Below are 18,648 nucleotides of genomic sequence, written 5' to 3'. Positions count from 1 at the left end.
CCAACAACTCCGACTCCGACAACTCCGACTCCAACCACTCCGACTCCAACCACTCCGACTCCAACCACTCCGACTCCGACAACTCCGACTCCGACAACTCCGACTCCAACCACTCCGACTCCGACCCCAACACCAACGCCTGCGGAAACTTCTACTCCGACGCCGACTCCTGCTGAAAATCCGACGCCAACACCAACGCCAACGCCTGCGGAAACTCCGACACCGACTCCGACGCCAACGCCGACGCCTGCGGAAACTCCGACACCGACTCCGACTCCAACGCCAACTCCGACGCCTGCGGAAACTCCGACCCCAACACCGACCCCAACACCATCAGTACCTGTTGTTACAACAGGAAGTGATACTGATTGCATTTGCAATACTATTGAGTATCCAACAGTCGATCGCCAAAACCAAGCTGACAACATTATCAACGGCAATGGTAGCGGTGCAATTCTGTTTGGTACACCAGAAAATGATGCTTTTTACGGCAGTCCAACTCCGAATATTTTCGATGCGGATTTAGGCGATGACAACCTCTACGGCGGTGAAGAAGACGACATCCTTTACGGCAACCGAGGCAATGATTTTATTGACGGCAAAAAGGGAGATGATATCCTTTTTGGCGGCAAGGGCAATGATATCATTGTTGGCGGTGAAGGCGAAGATATAATTTTTGGCAATAGCGGCAATGATTCAATAAATGGTAAACAAGACAACGACTTAATTTTGGGCGGTGAAGGTGATGATTTTATCGACGGTGGCAAAGGCAGCGATATCGCATTGGGAGGCAAGGGAAATGATATAATCTTCGGCAGCGAAGGCGAGGATTCTCTCTACGGCGATTATGGTAATGATACCCTCTGCGGAGGTGCTGGCAATAATTATCTGAGTGGAGGTGCTGGCAATGATTTGCTAGACGGGTGCGAAGGAAATGATACTTTGATTGGTGGCAAAGGTAATGATACTTTGATTGGCGGTTTGGGGGATGATTGTTTAATTGGAGGTGCTGGGAGCGATCGCTTTTTACTCTCTGCTAATTCTGGTATCGATATTATTGCCGATTTTGAAGATGGAAAAGATTTGCTGATGCTAGCTAATGGCTTGACATTCGAGCAATTAACTCTTACTGAAAATAGCGGTGCAACCTTGATTCAGTTTGGGGAAACAGGAGAAATTATAGCTACTTTAAACGGAGTTTCTGCTAGCAGAATAAGCGCCAGTGATTTCACTTTCATTTAAACAGGCTCACCACTGATGCAGGTCGGGCACAAACGGTGTCCCGGAACTCAAATTTTTGTGCCGATCGAGCCTCTCCAACCTGACGCACCCTACCGCAACTTTCTCTTTCCCCTCTAACTCTCTCTGTGTCCTCTGTGTCCTCTGCGGTTAAAAACTCTAATTCTTATATGAATTAAAGCATTTTTTCCAGAAATTGCTTGGCGCGATCGCACTGAGGGTTGCTAAAAAACTCCTGCGGTGGCACATCTTCCGCCACCTTTGGGCCATCGAGAAACAATATCCGGTGGACGGCTGCCCGCGCAAAACCCATTTCGTGAGTTACAATCGCCATCGTAATTCCCGTTTTCGTCAAAGCTTTCATCACATCTAACACTTCTTTAACCATTTCTGGATCGAGTGCAGAAGTCGGTTCGTCCATCAACAAAATTTCCGGTTCCATAGCCAAACAGCGGGCGATCGCCACCCGCTGTTTTTGTCCCCCCGAAAGCTTAGAAGGATAAACCTCGGCTTTATCTGACAAACCTACTTTTTCCAGCAATTCTAACCCCTTCAGACGCGCCTCATCCGATTCAATTTGCTTCACCTTTACAGGCGCATTGATCACATTTTGCAGCACAGTCATGTGCGGAAGTGGAAATGCTGAAAAACCATCCCTACTTTCTGGCGGATTTTCAGAATATCTGCCTTCGGCAAAGTAATATCCACCTGTTGTCGGTTTAGTCGTACCGGGAGCACCGGGGGGAATGGGAGTATTTGAAGCAACGGCGATCGCCCTGCTGTCCGATCGCTTTTCTACGGGTATAATTTTGAGTGCCGTGGCTTTGTATCGGATAATTAGCATTCTGGCGGATGTTTCCGGTGCATTTTTAGCTAAACTCGATCGCCAGCGCGATCGGCACAGTAAAAAAAGGTGAATTTGAAATAAAATATTTGAGGAATATAATTTGCTGCGATCGAGGAATCCCTGAATCGGGCAAGGTCGTAAAAGCTATAATCAAAGTCGTGAGTACCAACTCACAGACTTAGGTAAATTACTTGAACTTTGGCTGACCGTGTAAATCCAATCATTTCAGTGGCAGCAAATTCATTACATTACAGGTTCTTTGAAATAATGACTCTAACCTCCGGTTAGCCATGACTCATAACAACAATAGAACGACAACAATTCGTTACCTTCTAATTTCATCAGGTGTACTGGCGATCGGTGGATTAGGCTATCTTGCTTATACCATGTTGCGGCAACCCAAGGAAGTACGCTACTACGCATCCGAACAGCAATGTATTGTAGATGCGACGAACCAAAGCAACGGGTTCACCAAAGAGCAGTGTCAGGCCCAGTTCCGGTACGCAATGCAGGAATACGAACGCATTACGCCCGTGTATCGCACGCAGCCAGAATGCCAAGAAGACACAGCAAGCATTTGCTCGCAGGTATCGAATTCCAGCGTTGCTACCCCCGGATGGCGACCAGAGTTCGGCGGCTTCTATTTCACCGATGATGTGGATGATGATGCCCCTCCAACAGTGGTAAACGGCGTCAACGGCGGCTCCTACATGATTTATCCAGTGCAACCCGTTTACCGCTCCAACATCGGAATTGTAACTCCAGATAGAACCCAGATTACTCGTCCCCTACCGGGCATACCGCTAGATTCTCCCTACTTTTCCTCCAGTCGCGACACCCCAAATCGCCCCCCAGGCCACGCAGCTCGCGGAACCATCAAGGGACGAGGGAGCTTTGGTACTTCTGTCCGCTCCACGGCTCCTTTGGGAAGCGGAGGCAAGTGACATCGATTCCGGTTGCACTCCTTATCATTGTTGACTGTTGACTGTTGACTGTTGAAGGAGGGGTCAAAAAAATGAAAATTGCGCGAATTATTTGTTGGCAGCTTGATTCGACTTTACGCCCGACTTAGAAGCGCGGATTTGATATCATTCCTGCCCCGCCCGAATTGATAGAATGCAAGCATTTTTGAGCGGCGATTCATCTCACAACTATTTTTTCTCTAGTTCTTTTCTCTATTTTTGTAAATCATTGAGTTTCACACCACTAGCAAGGCGCTTCATCCATGTATCCCTTTTTGTTTCAGCGACGACGCAACTGGCAGCAGCACGTATTAGATAACGCCTACCAATGTCAGCCTCTTGCAGACATCAACCAACGCTACTGGGCAGAAGCCTTAGACCGTCCCTTTGGGGTGATGTTTTCGCGGGAGGAAGAGGCGAGCATCTGGGATGCTACTGAGGCTCTTTGGGATATGTGTCGGGAGTTTTTGGACTGGTTTTTCACCGCTGATGGGCTAGAAAATCGGATGAAAAAACTCGCTATTCCTCCTGCTTTCTGGGAAGCAATTCAGGTTTCGTGGGATCGGGTTGACGAAGCAGAAGATATGTCTCTTTATACCCGTTTCGATCTTGCCGTCACTGAAGATGGAAAAATTAGCCTTCTAGAAATTAACGGCGAAACTCCTCTCTTGGGTGCAGAAACAGTCTATCAATGGCTGTGGCTAGATGACATGAAAAAAACAAGCCGAGATTTGCGATCTCTTCCCAACGATGCCAATCAGTTTAACAACTTTTGGGACGAAGTTGCGGGTCGATTCCGCACTCTTAGTCGTCATTATGATTTAAAGCAGTTCGGCCTGAGCTTGTTAATTGACGAGGATCTGTCAGAAGATACCGAAATGGCAGGACAACTGGTTGAAATTATTAATCAAGAATTGGGAAACGATCGCTTTTTCACCCAACTTGTAGGATTGCGTAACCATCTGGGCGTGGATGAAGAAGGATTTTTTGTCGATCAATTCAATAATCGGATCTTGCGGCTGTGGAAAATCGTCGATTGGCTGGATTTGCAACTCGCCAGCCAATCCTTTAACGCAGATGAAGCCCTAGCATCGCGCCTGATAGCAGGGGACGTGAAAATCATTGAGCCGCTGTGGAAACAGATTTTAAGCAATAAAGGAGCGATGGTGTGGATGTGGGAATTATTTGGCAACCACCCTGTGTACGCTCAATTCTTGCTACCCACTTTCTTCACAGATACTATCTCGATCGAATCCACAGCATTACTGACCCAAATGCACGTCAAAAAGCCCCTCGTGGGTCTAGAAGGTGTTGGGGTTTCTATTGAAACAGGCGATTTTGTTGCCGGAGCCGTTCACGCCCGCGAGGCGATGGGCTACGATCGCGAAGGATTCATTATTCAGTCCTATCAACCATTGCCCGAATATTTTGGCTACCACTTCGTCGTAGGTTCCTGGATTGTCGGCGATACTCCATCCGGCATCGTATTGCGCGGAGATACCAATCCGATCACCGGACGACATTGCTTAATCGTTCCGCATATCGTGAGCGATCGTCTAGTGAATACTTAACTTCTAATCAGAAAAACTATGAAATTACAAACTCATGATGTCCGGGGAATTCCGATTCTTAGCAGTGAGTGGAGTGTAGATGAATTTATTGCCGATGAGTTTAAAATTCCCGAAGTTGCGCCTACAATTCAGGCTGGATTTATGGATCTCCTTAGCCGAGATGTGTTCTCTGAGGGAGACAGTCAGCCACTCTACGAGCACCTGCTATCTCGCAGTTCCGAGTTCTCGTTAGAATTCATGAGTGCGATCGAACTTTGGCTGCAAGACGAATTACGGCACTACGTTGCTCTACGTAAGGTCTATCACATGGTATCAGGTTTGTCCCCAGAGGCGATCGACCAAAAAAACCAGAGTCGGGTGCATGAACTCGAACCGATCTCGTTTCTGATTGAGAACGAATTCACCATTCTAGTTGGTTTAATGTTTGACGAAATGGGTTCCGTGTGGTCTTATCACCGGGATATTAAGGAATTCTACCAACACTATGGGAAGGGCTTTGCTCGCGTAGGACATTTGGTCACGCAGGATGAGGGGCGGCATTTTAGGAATGCTGCGACTCTCATCCAACATCGCCATCCCGACAAAATCGATCGGATCGAACCCTTATTAGAAAAGATTAGCGAGATGGAAGCCAGTCTTGCTTATTATCCCAAGACTTTCTTTCTCGATCACGCTCAGGAAAGACACCGCTTTCCGAAAGATTTTAATACCCAGGTGATTCAAAGAATTCTCTCCTTTTTCTAACAGAATTACCAAGTTAATCATCGGATCAACATTATTATACTTTCCGTAGCGATCGAGCATCTCCAACCTGACGCACCCTACGGGAACTTTCTCTTTCTCCTCTAACTCTCTCTGTGTCCTCTGTGTCCTCTGCGGTTAAAAACTCTAATTCTTATATGAATTAAAGCATTTTTTCCAGAAATTGCTTAGCGCGATCGCACTTCGGGTTACTAAAAAACTCCTGCGGCGGCACATCTTCCGCCACCTTTCCCCCATCCAAAAACAAAATCCGGTGGGCGACTTCCCGCGCAAAACCCATTTCGTGAGTTACAATTGCCATTGTAATTCCCGTTTTCGTCAAAGCTTTCATCACATCTAACACTTCTTTAACCATTTCGGGATCGAGTGCAGAAGTCGGTTCGTCCATCAACAAAATCTCCGGTTCCATAGCCAAACAGCGGGCGATCGCCACCCGCTGTTTTTGTCCCCCCGAAAGCTTAGAAGGATAAACCTCGGCCTTATCTGACAAACCCACTTTTTCCAGCAATTCTAACCCCTTCAGACGCGCTTCATCCTTAGCCACCTGCTTCACCTTTACAGGCGCATACATCACATTTTGCAGCACTGTCATGTGCGGGAACAAGTGGAAATGCTGAAAAACCATCCCCACTTTCTGGCGGATTTTCAGAATATCTACCTTCGGCAAAGTAATATCCACTCCGTCAATGTATATGTGTCCAGAAGTCGGAATTTCCAGTAAATTCAAACACCGCAAAAAAGTAGACTTGCCGCACCCCGAAGGGCCGATAATGGCAATCACTTCTCCTTTATGAATCTCAGTAGTGATCTCGCGCAAAACCTTCAGATTGCCAAAAGATTTATACAGGCGATCGACCTTAACTGCTAGTTTGGAGTCTACGTTCGAGTACATTGGCCCCCCAAGTTAAACTAAGCACCATCAAATAATAAATTGCGCCGACAAATATCAAAGGTTCAAAGTAAATATACTTTTCTGCTCCCACAATTGTAGCGCGGCGCAGCAAGTCTTCTACGCCAATTACTGAAACTAAAGCTGAATCCTTCAGCAAAGCAATACTTTCATTCACCAATGCAGGTAAGATGTTTTTCAAAGCTTGCGGCAAGATAATATCGCCCATCATCAGTTTGTAGGGAACGCCAAGGGATTCTGCGGCTTCTTTTTGACCTTTATCTACGGCTTGAATTCCGGCGCGGATTGTTTCGGAAATATAAGCCCCAGAATTCAGGAAAAAAGTAATCACGCCAGCTTGCAGCGCCGATATATTATAGCCCGTAAGCTGCGGCGTTGCAAAATAAACTAAAGTCAACTGCAAAATTAGCGGTGTTCCGCGAAAAATTGAGGTGTAAGCAGTGCCAAACCAGAACAGTGGTTTAATGCTAGAAATCTTAAACAGAGACAGGACAATTCCCCAGATAAACCCAAGAAATGCCGACAGCAAGGTAAAAGTTAGCGTTACCCCAAGCCCGGACAAAATATAAGGTAAACTCGGCACGATTTTGCCAAAATCTAACCCGAACTTGGGCGCTACCGCAGGCTGATTTGCTTGAGCAGGTTCTTGCGGAATTGGTCGAGAAAACCACTTAGTAGCTAGTTCCTTAATTTGACCGCTGGCTTTCATTTGCTGGAGGACTCGGTTGAATTCTGGAACTAATCTCGAACCTTTCGGAAAGGCGATCGCCGAACCGCTTTCTTCAGTATTCGGAATTGTGTTAAATTCCAAGTCCGGGTTCGCTGCTGCATAACCCGTAGCAACAGTATCCTCGATCACTCCTGCGGCGATGCGGTTCGATTTAATTTCTTGAATGATATCAGGAATCCTATTGAGAGCAGCCAGTTGCACACCGGGCATTTTTTTCACAGCTTCCTGCTGAATGCTTCCGAGTTGAACGCCTACTTTTTTCCCGGCTAAATCTGCCGCTTTGGTCAAATTGCTGCCTTTATTGGCGACAATTGTATTTTGAGCTTCGTAGTAAAGGTCAGAAAAATCAACATTTTTTTTCCTTTCTGCTGTGGGAGTCATTCCAGCCATGACAAAATCGGCTCTGCCCGCCTGCAAAGCGGGAATTAAGCCGTTAAAATCCATGCCAACTACTTTCAGTTCGTAGCCTAATTTTTTAGTAATATATTTGGCAATATCGATGTCAAAACCGATGATTTCGTTGCCGCTAACAGCCGTATCTTTAAATTCATAGGGCGGGTAGTCTGGGGAAGTCGCTAGTGTTAAAGTCTTGTTGGCTTGGGCGTAGCTGGCGATCGCAATTAAACAAAGGGCGATCGCGATCGCCGCCGCCAGCATTGATTTTAATTTTAAAAGTTTCATATCGAACATTGTCCTACAAAATCCCCGCGCCAACAAAGTATGCGAAACTTCATAATTATGTCACCACTCTAAAGATAGATAAGATGGGTAGGGTGCGTCAGGTTTGAGATTCTTAGTCAGCATAGAAAGTGTGATTCTGAGGCATCATTTGTTGCAAAATGCGTTAGTTGTGAGATTGTTGGTTTGTAGGAAAAATCATGCTAACTGACGCACGCTACTTAAAAGTAAATCACGCTCAATACTTAATCCGTGTATCCGTGTCAATCCCTGTCGTCCCTGCCTTCTTCTCTAACATTTTAGGAAGTAAAGCTTGTCCGCACAACTCCCACCCATGTTGTACCGTTGTCCAAGTTGCGATCGGTATTTCTAATCATCCAGCATATTCCATTTGTGGAACACGGTATTCAGTAGATCAGAGAAAAAGCTGATTGGGCGCGGGTTCCTTACGATTTGTTGGAACTGATCTCGAATCGGATTGTGAATGAGGTTAAGGGGGTGAACGGGGTGGTTTACGATATTACTTCTAAGCCGCCGGGTACGATCGAGTGGGAGTAATACCATTGTCGATTATTGATTTTCGATTTGGATAGATGCCGTCTGTAAGTCCTGTGTTAATTACAGGACTTACACAGAAAATTTATAGTCTAAGAGTCAACTGTAAACTGTCAACTGTGTTGAATAGTGTTGAAAAAATGCTTCCAGTTCTGTCCGTCCTTGTTGGGTAATTGAGTTGTAGAAGACTTCTTTTTGTCCATTGGGAGTGTAGAAACGATAGAAGCGTCGATCTCGATCAATTTGTCGCAGGTATACTAAGGGAACGCCAACAGATGCAAGGAGTCGGGCTTTTTTGCCATCGCGCACCTGCACCTCTGGGCGATCGTGCCAATGAGATTGACATTCTATCACCAGTTTGGCTTTGCGGCTAGCACCACAGCCGCGTTCCATCAAGGCGATATCGACTCTGGAACTCACCCAAAATTTCCAAAGTTCAATGGGAAGACGGGTGAAAGTTTCTGGACGGGAACAGATGATTTCTAGGGGAACTTGGGGACAGTAACGGAAGCGATCGCCTAAAATCATCTCTAGAATATCGAGAGCGATCGTTTCTAACTCGTTGATGATTTCTCCGCTTTGGAATTGGGGAAATGAAGACAAAGAATTGTCATAGTCCAAGGCGTATAGCATGAGTTTTATTTCCGATTAGGGTTAGTGGGAATTAAAGAGGTTGTAGACGACTGTCCAAGCGTTTGCACCAATAGCGGTGGCAGTCCAAGTGCCCTTCTGGTAAGGTTTGCCTTCTTTCCGAGCGCGGTAAAGAGTTGTGGTGGATACCTCCAACAGTTGCGCGACTCTATGGGTTGTGCAGGATTGCTCTATTACAGTTGGTTGGGATGGGAGTTTTACCCTTCTCTTTTTGTTAAGGGAGTCGAGGGGAGTGGGTGGCTCGTCTGGGAAAAGGCTGAGTTGAAAGGCTGTCATAAGCTGAACCTTTGAGTGCTAATGATTCAAGCCTATTGGAGTCAACTCGATTTCTCCAGAGCAAAACGGTTCAGAAAAAAGTGAACTGATCTGAACTGGTCAAGAAACTTGATGCTGACTATGCTAGGGATAGTTTTGATTGAGATTTGGCGCCTGTGCTGTTGTCCCGCCGTGGACTCAAGTCCACGGCTAATAGCGAAAGTCCACTTAAGTGGACTGAAGAGCGCTTTTTAGGCTCAGCATTTAGTCCTCTTTTAGAGGACTTTCGCTATTAGCCAGGGGTTTAAACCCCTGGCGGGCTATGCAACTGATGCAAAATTCTCAATTTCATCCACTTTGTTTGTTAGGAATGAGTCAAACTATGGCATCTCGCAGTGTTCGGATTGAGGGCGCAGGTTTGGATGAAGTTCGTCAACGAATGGCTCAACTGGAGAAGCCACGAAATCTAGATAAACGGGGCTGGTCTCAAGAAGACCTTGAAAGGCAAGCGTATGTGAGTAATAGCACAGTGAAACGCTTTTTAAAGGGAAATCCAGTCGATAGGAACTATGCTATTTCTATTCTTAAAGCATTAGGATTTGAACCCATAAAATTTATTGCCGAACATGACTCAAACTTGCAGAATTCCGAGCTAGAGCCACAGCCAAACATTGCTATTGATTGGCAGCGAGTTTGCCAAGAAATGTTAAATGAACAGCAAGAGGAGCAACGCTTCAGACGGAGAGCGACAGAAATGGGATTTGAAATCAATGTTTTTGTACCGCTAGGTTTAATCGAACGGAAACAGCAGCAGCGTCGCAGTGGTAATGTGCCTATGGAACTGTTGCATCAATTAGAACCGGAAGTCGTTACCCGAATTTACGAACATGATGAATTCATGACTGACGTTATTGAACAAAACCCTACTGGAAAAAATAAACATATTGCTATTGTCGGCGAACCGGGAGCAGGAAAGACAACGCTGTTAGATAAAATCGCCACTCACATTCAGGAAAATAATCGAGACTTGCCGATTTGCATTGCGCTGGCAAGTTTGCAAGGAAAGACACTGAAAGACTATATCCTTCAGGAATGGTTCCCGGAAGCTATGGCTCTGGTTTATCCTGATATTGATGTAGAGAAGTCTCACAAAACATCTCTACAGAAACGATTGCGTCAGGGTGGAATTTGGCTGTTACTCGATGGTGTCGATGAAATGGCTGTAGGGGCGAATAGTTGTTTGCCCCTAGAGGAAATCAGAAACCAGCTTACTGATTGGTTGGGTAATGTGCGGGTTGTTTTGACCTGTCGAACCAATGTTTGGGATGCCCGTCTCAACAATCCCCTCACAGGCTTTGATACTTACAAAACTCAGGAGTTTAAACAAGAGCAAGTAGATGATTTTATTCAGCAGTGGTTTGCTGAAGCAAAAAATATTCAACAGGGACAGGAGTTACAGAAAAAGCTGCAAGAACCGCAAAAAGAACGCATCCGCCAACTCGTAAAAAATCCGCTTCGCTTATCTCTACTGTGTCAAATATTCAGCAAAAATAAGCAAGTCGAATTACCAGAAACCAAAGCAGAACTATATCAACACTTTGTCCGCTATTTCTATGAGTGGAAACCATCCCAAACGGTTATTGATTGGGCGACTCAACCAATTTTGCAAGAAGAATTACATCAAGCCCTCGGTCATTTGTCTATAGCAGGATTGGATAGCGATGCTAGATTTCGGTTGCCGCTGACTTTAATTGAAAAAGAAATGGGCGATAGGCTGTTTAAATTAGCCTGGGATCTCGGTTGGCTGAATTTGGTAGATCGAGAAGCTGCAACAGATGAACCTGTTTACGCATTCTTTCATCCTATATTCCAGGAATATTTTGCATCTTTAGTAATTGATAATTATCAATTTTTCATGGAGCGCTATCGAATCTTTGAAACCCAATGGCTAGAAGTAGCTATATTATGGTTAGAAAGTTTCCAAATTTCAGCACTGCTAAAGAAAGAATTGATCGACACAATAACGAATTTTAACGAAGACAAATGGAACAATCTGTATCGGCTTAAGCTTCTACCATTAAATATAGTTTACTCGTGTCAATTTGGCGACATACAATTTATTACTGAATGGGTTTATTGGGTATGCTTGGATGATAATCCACAAACACAAGTATACAAATTAATGTTTCCTGGCTATGAGGAATTCATCATAGAATCGTTAAAATATTACGCTTCCAAAGAAGCCTGTGATATTATAAATGAAGTCATCAATAATCATACTGATTTAGAAATATACGATCTATCTAAGCTTTTGGAAGTTTTATTTAAAATCAACCCGGAGTATGAATGCTTAAAAGTATTAATCCCTAAATTATTAAAAGATGATAATGAGGGACGTGCCATAGAAGTAGCAACAATAGCTTTAAAAAATGATAATTTCAAGCAAGTTGCCGTTGATTTTTTAGTGAATGCTTTATTGAAAGAAGATGAGCAATACGAAATACAAAGTTTTGATATCGTTAATATTTTAATGGATTCTAAGATTTTGGACAACTTGGTTATTGGTAAGTTAACATCATTTTTAAATAGTAAAAATTATATGATTCAATCGCTAGCTATTTCACATTTAGACGAACTAAGCCTAAATCATAACCCTTTAGTCAACAATCAAGAAATATTGGATGCTTTGATTAATTTCATAAGTCAAAATCGAGACAATCAAATAAGTATTATGCCTGCTGTTAGTATAATCAAGAGACTTGATATTGATATTTCAAAAGTCAACCGAGCAATCATTGATTTGTTAAATAATTCACAACATCTAGTGATTATTATATTTTTATTTGACTATTTGGAAACACAAGGTTTTATTGAGGAAATTATTAATAACTTAATCAAATTAATTGCAAATGAAGAAGACAGATATGAATCTATAGCTTATGCTCAAATGTTAGTAAGGGCAAGCTTGAGGTATCCAAAAATTTTCGATAACCCGTCAGTTATTAAAAAAATGATTTGTTTGGTAGAATCAAAAATTGATTTTTACTATGTTTTAATACAAATTTTTTCTCAAACTGCAACAATGTATGAGCGTTTTAAAATAGTAGGCTACCAGAGTAGCAAAGATAAGACATTCATTAATCTTATAAGTTTATTGATAGAGAACTATATGAAGAGAAATATAACCGAGGAGTTAAATTCAACCACAAGTAATGATACAGAAAATATAGAAGATTATTTAATAGAGAAACAATATGTTGAATTTGTTTCACTAATTAGCGATTCAGAAAATTTAAACCTTACAAATTTGATGCAAAATTCTTTTACTGGGAAATTATTATATAATTGCGAAGAAATTGCGATCGCCAAAATTAAACAAACTAATTTTGAAGTGATAGATAAAATGATTGAAATTATCCAAATAAATAAAGATAACATATTACGCCATATTTGTATTGAAATATTAGTCAAAATTGAAACATCATCAAAACAATCGATTATTGAGAAATTAGTAAATTTAATCGTCAATTTAAAAGATAGTCAAATTCAATGGTCTATTGCCGCCGCATTACAACAAATTACTCACAAACCACAACTGCAAAGGCTAGTTTTTGGTTTAAAGGATTATGTAGAAGATGCAGTTGCTAAGTCAGACCATAATTTATATATAATTGCTCATTCAGTGCTGTGGCATTGTGCTAATCACTTGAGTTATACGGAATTTTCTGACGCTTGTTGTGTTCAACCATCCTTTACTGACTTAGAGGCATTTGAAAACATCTCTATTGCTAACTCTTCTACTCCTCAACTCCTCCTCAACAAAGTTGAGCAATCTTCAGTTCTTCAGTCTGCGGTTTCCCATAATGAAGAACTCGATCGAGCAGTACAACTGATTTGTATTGATGGTAGCGAATTTAACCCTCTAGATAATCCTGCCACTGATATCTACATTCAAATGGTAGAGCAAGGTTGTCCAGAACGACAAGAAGGAACACCCACAACTATGCCACTGCTCAAAGCCTATTGGCGACTGAATTTGAGAAACCTAGAAAAACGAGTTGCGTTGGTGTTCTACAACTCTAAAATCGATCGCGAATTCAGCGAACCTTTTCTAACTGCACTGAGTGCTTTTGGAGGCACGATCGCAATCATCACCGATCGACCATGCGACAATGTAAAACGCATTTCTCCTAACCATCCGAATCTCATCGATGCAGTTTTGAAATGGCTGCATCGATCGATTTTGGAGGCTTGAATTTTGATTTTGGCAGAAGACGATCGCTTTTTCACCAACTCAGGCCCGATCGCACTCACACCCCCCAATCCAACTCGATCCAAACATTTCTTCATCTTTCTCTGAATTAAGAGAAGCGTCGGCTAAAACAGAGTAGGAGAATTTCGGCTACGATCGAGAGTAGATAGGCTAGCACCAGATAAAATAAAGTAAAAATTCCATCCGCACTACCCGTTGAGATGGCTGCGAGCTCTCGGTTCAAAAGTCGAGATTTTGCTACCTTGGCATTTGCCGGGGGACATGGCTACAGAAATTCAAAATACTTGGAATTTATACAAATAGAAAGACAGAAATCGACGACAGCCGATCGATCTATTGTGGAAAACTTGCCGATTTCTGTGGAAAACCCCCCTTTTCCTGTGGAAAACAGCAACTAAATTAAGTGCGATCGCTCTAACCCGATTGATAGGATTTAAAAAATTGGAGGAATTGCGGTAAGTAAAAATACTTTCCCGATTCTTCAATTAATCCGTGTATCCATGTCAAAATCACTGGTTGTGCCTTCATTTTTCAGAATCGTAGCTAATTTGGTCGGACTCGTAAGCCGGCGGCTCAACATGAATTAAGATGCGTACAGGGCTGAAACGTTCTTCCAAACGGGCTTCTACTTCTTCTGTAATCCCGTGAGCTGTTTCTACATCGACAGCATCCACAATCATGTGCATATCAATAAATACTTGACGCCCTACAACGCCACGGGAGGCGATCGAGTGACAGTTGACAACTCCCGGCACATCGATCGCGATCGCGTGAATAACTTCCGGTGCGATCGCCATTTCATCCACCAACCAAGGCAGATTTTCCCTTAAAACCTTCCAACCGCTGCTAAACACCAAAACAGCCACAGGAAAAGACAAAAACACATCCAGGAATTGTAATTGAGGTATATTCCAAACCTGCCCTTGCCAAACACCAATCAACCCGCCGATGACCATAATTGTCACCCAAACATCGCTCATCGTGTGCTGAGCGTCTGCCACTAAAATCGCGCTACCGAGACGTTGGCCAACTCTGCGCTCGTAAAAAGTGACAAAAATATTAATCCCCAGTACAATCAGCAAAATCCACAGTTCATTTGGGGATATTTTGACAACTTTACCCCCGTTAATCAGCCTTTCGACAGCACCGCTGAGAATTTCAAAACAGGCAATTCCCAGAAAAGCAGCAATTCCCAGAGCTCCGAGAGCATCAAATTTTTGGTGTCCGTAGGGATGATCGCGATCGGGCTGCGGATTGGCATAATGATTAGTTACCAATCCTAAAATATTATTAGCGCTGTCCGTGACACTGTGCAAAGCATCTGCCAGCAAACTTAGGGAACCAGTCAGCCATCCCACGGCTGCTTTAATTGCCATCACCAGCAAATTGAGCAATAAGGTAATTATTAAAACCTTGCGGACTTCGGAACGGTTATCGGCAACCATAAACTCTCCTCGATCTGCCCTCAAGTTTTCTGGTTTCTAGTTTAAAGCTTATCAAGCCATAACAGGTTAAAAGTATTGCTGAATCTAGCTTTCAACTAGATTTATATTCATTAATTTAGCCTAGCTTCTTGAGACAAATTTTAATTAATAGCAGTTTCGCCGCCCAATTTAGCTGGCAGGTACTTCTTTTAGGTTATTGTATATTTTATCATTAACAATTGTATGTTAAATTTCATTGCCCATGTCTCTTTCTCCGCTGACACTGAATTTAGTCGAAGGTTCTGTATCCTTTAGCTTTTCCCCGCAAGCCGCGCGGGATTTGCAAAGCGAAATTGCAGCTTTGATGGAAAGCTTGAAAGCTGTAGCAGCCAAAACCGCTGGCGCTAAAGCTTCTCCCCAAAAACCGATGGAATATCGGTATGCAGGAGATGTATTTTTGGAAGTTTTCTGCAACCCGAATATCTGGCCAACTCCTTTTGCTGCGAAAGTGCTGATTACGGTTCGGGACGATCGCGTGCGCGTCACCACCGAAGCCGAACTCAGCCGCCTGCGCGACGATATCGCTCAGTATATCGAACAAGTAGGTTGAGATTCTCAACCTCGATCGTTTGTAGTTAATAGGTTGAAGCTGAGTTCAGATACCATTCTCAAGAACAGGCTTTCCTGCCTGTTCCACAAACATTAAATTTTCTTGTGGGGAGTAGGGGTTGGGCTTCTAGCCCGCCCGTGAAAGGATTACTGACAAAGGATAGCTATCTGCCGGCGACGCCGACCATTCCCACATTGAACCTGCATAATTCTTAGCATTAAATCCCACATTTGTCAAGACACAAGTCAACCATGCAGAGCGAATTCCCCCACTACAATAACTCACAATTTGAGTTGACAGCGAAACTCCTTTCTGCTGCAAAATAGCGACAATTTCCCCGCGATCCAGCAGTTTCCCCTGTTTGTCCATTAACTGTTTGTAATAGAGGTGAACCGCACCGGGAATGTGGCCACCCCGCTTTTCTCCGTAAGGCGTTTTACCTGCATATTCTCGCGGCTCTCTGGCGTCAATAACTGCTAAATTAGCATCTCCTAAAATAGCTTTCAATTCATCCCGCTGAATTTCCCAATTCGAGCGGCGAGATATTACAAAATCTCCTGTTTGCGGTGGATTGTTTGCAGCTTTTACTCGATTAATTCCAGCTTTGATTAAAGCCCGATATCCTCCATCGACAAAAACTGCTTTCTCGTGTCCCAAAGTCCGCAACATCCAAACAATTCGCCCGTCTTCGCCCCACCCTTTCACGGAATCGGCAACGACTATGACAGGTTTGTCTTGACAAATACCAATTGCTTGCAGTTTTTGAGTTAAAACTGTGTTATTTTCGATAATTTTTCCCCTGTGGGGAAAGTCGGAACGCGAAAATTCCTGCCAAGTTACGGGAATAGCTGGTGGGAGACGGCAAAACCACTTTAAAATGGGTGCGCGAGCATCTAGTAAAGTAGCTTCTTGTTCCAGCAATTCCTTAGCTAAATCTGCATTTACTATCCAGTTATTTGCTAAATTACCCAGTAAATTAGACATACTTTATTGAGTAACTTTGGCTGTATTAGCACCGCAGGCTAAAACCCCTTTGGTATTAGTTGGATTAGCTGGTTTAGTCTTGCCAGGAGCAGCATTTATACACAAGATTGTTTGCGTCTTGTTTGCCACCAAAAAGACTCCCCCCACAAAACTTTTGAGATTAGCTTGCTTCGATACTCCGTAGTTAAATACAGCACCTTTTTTCACCATGCCGATCGAGTAGCTGTAATTGGCTGAGTTAGGTTTAACTTGGAGACCTAGATAAACCAATAGATTGGAAACAGAACTTGTAAAGCCTGCTTTTTCAGCATAGTAAACTTGCTGAGCTTTATTCATCGAACCCACAAAGTTTTTCGCTTGTGATTCCTTAGCTGTAAGCGTTTGTGAAACTTGAGCTTCCGAGACAGGACTGAAAACAACTGGCAGAGTTAGAACTGCGATCGCAACTTTGAGCTGCCAGTTGCGGCTGCTAGGCATCATGCTTAATTTCACAGATAACAGGTGGAATGAGCGGTTGAGCAACATACAATTAAACTAATTGTTTTGCCTGAAACTGTTTCAACGCCCCAGGAGCAACCGTGCCGTGTTCTGTAATAATTCCTGAGATTAATTCCGCCGGAGTTACGTCAAAAGCGGGATTGTAAAATTCGACTCCCACAGGACAAATTCGCGTAGTTCCAACTTGATACATTTCAACTGGATCGCGTTCTTCAATGGGGATTTTGCTGCCGTCGGAAAGTTCAAAATCAATTGTTGACAGAGGCGCGGCAACAAAGAAGGGGACGTTGTGAGCTTTGGCAACAATTGCTAAACTGTAAGTGCCAATTTTATTGGCAGCATCGCCATTAGCAGCGATTCTGTCCGCACCGACAACTACTGCGTGAATCATGCCGAGTTTCATGCAGTGGGCTGCCATATTGTCGGCTATTAATGTGACAGGAATTCCTTCTTGCACGCATTCCCAAGTGGTGAGTTTTGCACCTTGGAGACGGGGCCGAGTTTCATCAGCAAAAACTCTTCCAAGTCTTCCTTCTCGCCAAGCAGAACGAAATACACCTAAAGCAGTTCCGTAGCCGGCTGTTGCTAATGCACCTGCATTGCAGTGAGTTAGTAAGTTCAATTTTTCGGGTGTAGCTGGCAGAACTTCTAAACCTTTGTCGCCGATATCTTTACAAGTTTGCAAGTCTTCTGCTTGAATGGTTTTAGCCATTTCTAACAATGTTTTTTGCACTTGTTCGACAGAACCGCTAGTTCTCTCGGCAGTTTTGAGCATTCGCGATATTGCCCAAAACAAATTAACCGCAGTGGGACGAGTCGATCGCAATAACTCGCCAACTTGTTCTAATTTAGCGAGAAATTCGCTACGATCGCCCGTTTCGATTTCTCGCGCCCCCAAATACATCCCGTAGGCTGCTGCTACCCCGATCGCCGGAGCACCTCGGACTATCATAGTTTTAATCGCCTCAGCCATATCTTCGCAGCGGCTAATTTCGACTACAGCGTATTCTTTCGGCAGTCGGTTTTGGTCAATTAGCAGAACTCGGTCTTCGATCCAAGTGACGGGGGAAACAGGGGAGTTTTGAGCGGTCATCTATTTCAATTATGTGAGGGACAAGTTTCTATGATGCCATGAAGGCGACTATTCCCGCCACTTCGATCGACAAAACCCGCCTAATTAAGCGGGTTTTGTAGTTTCCCTAAATAGTTTCACTCTTTGCCAATGATTAAACAATCACTCTCCACTTTAGAAAGCATATCTGGAAAAGCTGATGTGTAGTTGCCATCTTTGTCTACAATCCTGCGGAGTATATATCCGCTCTCAGCAGGTCTGCCGAAAAACGAGTTTGTGCGATGCCAGATATCTCCATTCGGAGTGTTCGGATCTCGATCGATCAAAAAATCTACAAGCCACTGCGGCACACACCATCCAAACACTATCGGCGAAATGTGTCCGTGCTGCAAAGTTGCATCAGAGAATCGAAACAAGTAGCTGAAGCGAGAAAATTTGACAAAATAAATTAACATCCGTCCCGCCATTGATGAATGAAATGTCCAGATAACAGGGTCAATCGATTTTAGATTTTAGATTTTAGATTTTAGATTTTAGATTTTAGATTGAGCCCACGGATAAATGCGGGGGCTTGAGGATTTTTGATTTTCGATTTTGGATTGATTCCACGGATAAATCACGTGGCGG

The 18,648-nt window shown here is 43.6% G+C and carries 18 protein-coding genes and 1 pseudogene; 8 read left to right on the top strand and 11 right to left on the bottom strand.

The window, feature by feature from the left end; genetic code table 11:
* Positions 1-1,242: calcium-binding protein (locus tag QUB35_RS33910; RefSeq protein ID WP_333146615.1), on the top strand; the 1,242-nt coding region annotated here is incomplete at its 5' end.
* A 172-nt stretch (positions 1,243-1,414) separates the two neighbouring features.
* On the opposite strand, the gene QUB35_RS33905 is transcribed toward QUB35_RS33910, so the two are convergent.
* Both QUB35_RS33905 and QUB35_RS33895 read right to left on the bottom strand, forming a co-directional pair.
* On the bottom strand, positions 1,415-2,083 hold the full coding sequence (locus QUB35_RS33905) for an amino acid ABC transporter ATP-binding protein (RefSeq protein ID WP_445252061.1): 669 nt from the start codon (positions 2,081-2,083) through the stop codon (positions 1,415-1,417).
* Positions 2,084-2,108: 25 nt separating this feature from the next.
* Positions 2,109-2,255 carry a hypothetical protein gene (locus tag QUB35_RS33895; protein ID WP_333146613.1) on the bottom strand — a complete coding sequence of 49 codons (147 nt, stop codon included), beginning with the start codon at positions 2,253-2,255 and terminating at the stop codon, positions 2,109-2,111.
* A gap of 121 nt (positions 2,256-2,376) precedes the next feature.
* Between QUB35_RS33895 and QUB35_RS33890 the strand changes: the two genes are divergently transcribed.
* The 3 genes from QUB35_RS33890 to QUB35_RS33880 all read left to right on the top strand — a co-directional run bounded on the left by QUB35_RS33890 (position 2,377) and on the right by QUB35_RS33880 (position 5,363).
* A complete protein-coding gene (locus QUB35_RS33890; RefSeq protein ID WP_333146611.1) occupies positions 2,377-3,030 on the top strand; it encodes a DUF1190 domain-containing protein in 654 nt (217 codons plus the stop codon).
* A 281-nt stretch (positions 3,031-3,311) separates the two neighbouring features.
* Positions 3,312-4,619, top strand: a complete 1,308-nt coding sequence (locus QUB35_RS33885) for a glutathionylspermidine synthase family protein (protein WP_333146609.1) — start codon at positions 3,312-3,314, stop codon at positions 4,617-4,619.
* Between the two features lie 18 nt (positions 4,620-4,637).
* Complete coding sequence (locus QUB35_RS33880; RefSeq protein ID WP_333146607.1) at positions 4,638-5,363, top strand: hypothetical protein; 726 nt, start codon at positions 4,638-4,640, stop codon at positions 5,361-5,363.
* Between the two features lie 160 nt (positions 5,364-5,523).
* Here the strand turns inward: QUB35_RS33880 and QUB35_RS33875 are convergent, their stop codons facing one another.
* Positions 5,524-6,273, bottom strand: coding sequence for an amino acid ABC transporter ATP-binding protein (locus tag QUB35_RS33875; protein WP_333146606.1), 750 nt, complete (start codon positions 6,271-6,273; stop codon positions 5,524-5,526).
* Complete coding sequence (locus tag QUB35_RS33870) at positions 6,239-7,702, bottom strand: ABC transporter substrate-binding protein/permease (RefSeq protein WP_333146604.1); 1,464 nt, start codon at positions 7,700-7,702, stop codon at positions 6,239-6,241. The genes QUB35_RS33875 and QUB35_RS33870 overlap by 35 nt, the downstream gene beginning before the upstream one ends.
* Before the next feature lie 423 nt (positions 7,703-8,125).
* Between QUB35_RS33870 and QUB35_RS33865 the strand changes: the two are divergent.
* Positions 8,126-8,257, top strand: a pseudogene (locus QUB35_RS33865) (GMP synthase (glutamine-hydrolyzing)); the annotation flags it as partial.
* 96 nt (positions 8,258-8,353) lie between these two features.
* Here the strand turns inward: QUB35_RS33865 and QUB35_RS33860 are convergent.
* The gene (locus tag QUB35_RS33860; RefSeq protein WP_333146602.1) at positions 8,354-8,887 is read right to left on the bottom strand and encodes a DUF2726 domain-containing protein; all 534 of its coding nucleotides are present in this window, start codon (positions 8,885-8,887) and stop codon (positions 8,354-8,356) included.
* Positions 8,888-8,908: 21 nt separating this feature from the next.
* On the bottom strand, positions 8,909-9,181 hold the full coding sequence (locus QUB35_RS33855) for a hypothetical protein (RefSeq protein WP_333146601.1): 273 nt from the start codon (positions 9,179-9,181) through the stop codon (positions 8,909-8,911).
* A 361-nt stretch (positions 9,182-9,542) separates the two neighbouring features.
* Between QUB35_RS33855 and QUB35_RS33850 the strand changes: the two genes are divergently transcribed.
* Together QUB35_RS33850 and QUB35_RS33845 are read left to right on the top strand one after the other, a co-directional pair.
* Positions 9,543-13,415: an NACHT C-terminal alpha/beta 1 domain-containing protein gene (locus QUB35_RS33850; RefSeq protein ID WP_333146599.1), complete on the top strand. Its 3,873-nt coding sequence runs from the start codon at positions 9,543-9,545 to the stop codon at positions 13,413-13,415.
* A gap of 218 nt (positions 13,416-13,633) precedes the next feature.
* A complete protein-coding gene (locus tag QUB35_RS33845; RefSeq protein WP_333146597.1) occupies positions 13,634-13,831 on the top strand; it encodes a hypothetical protein in 198 nt (65 codons plus the stop codon).
* A gap of 126 nt (positions 13,832-13,957) precedes the next feature.
* Here the strand turns inward: QUB35_RS33845 and QUB35_RS33840 are convergent, their stop codons facing one another.
* On the bottom strand, positions 13,958-14,878 hold the full coding sequence (locus tag QUB35_RS33840; protein WP_333146595.1) for a cation diffusion facilitator family transporter: 921 nt from the start codon (positions 14,876-14,878) through the stop codon (positions 13,958-13,960).
* A 241-nt stretch (positions 14,879-15,119) separates the two neighbouring features.
* On the opposite strand from QUB35_RS33840, the gene QUB35_RS33835 reads away from it, so the two are divergent.
* The gene (locus tag QUB35_RS33835) at positions 15,120-15,467 is read left to right on the top strand and encodes a hypothetical protein (protein WP_333146593.1); all 348 of its coding nucleotides are present in this window, start codon (positions 15,120-15,122) and stop codon (positions 15,465-15,467) included.
* Between the two features lie 126 nt (positions 15,468-15,593).
* Here the strand turns inward: QUB35_RS33835 and QUB35_RS33830 are convergent, their stop codons facing one another.
* From QUB35_RS33830 to QUB35_RS33815, 4 genes are all read right to left on the bottom strand, one after another.
* Positions 15,594-16,451: a rhodanese-like domain-containing protein gene (locus QUB35_RS33830; protein ID WP_333146591.1), complete on the bottom strand. Its 858-nt coding sequence runs from the start codon at positions 16,449-16,451 to the stop codon at positions 15,594-15,596.
* Between the two features lie 3 nt (positions 16,452-16,454).
* Entirely contained in the window at positions 16,455-16,976 is a 522-nt protein-coding gene (locus QUB35_RS33825) for a type IV pilin-like G/H family protein (RefSeq protein WP_333146589.1), read from the bottom strand.
* A gap of 4 nt (positions 16,977-16,980) precedes the next feature.
* Positions 16,981-18,042: an S-methyl-5-thioribose-1-phosphate isomerase gene (gene mtnA, locus QUB35_RS33820; RefSeq protein ID WP_333146587.1), complete on the bottom strand. Its 1,062-nt coding sequence runs from the start codon at positions 18,040-18,042 to the stop codon at positions 16,981-16,983.
* 116 nt (positions 18,043-18,158) lie between these two features.
* Positions 18,159-18,476, bottom strand: a complete 318-nt coding sequence (locus tag QUB35_RS33815; protein WP_333146585.1) for a hypothetical protein — start codon at positions 18,474-18,476, stop codon at positions 18,159-18,161.
* Positions 18,477-18,648: the final 172 nt, after the last annotated feature.

The organism is Microcoleus sp. B13-B6 (assembly GCF_036705405.1).
Lineage (GTDB): Bacteria > Cyanobacteriota > Cyanobacteriia > Cyanobacteriales > Microcoleaceae > Microcoleus.
The sequence above is the reverse complement of the archived record's forward strand: the minus strand, read 5'-3'. Positions and strand labels throughout refer to the sequence as shown.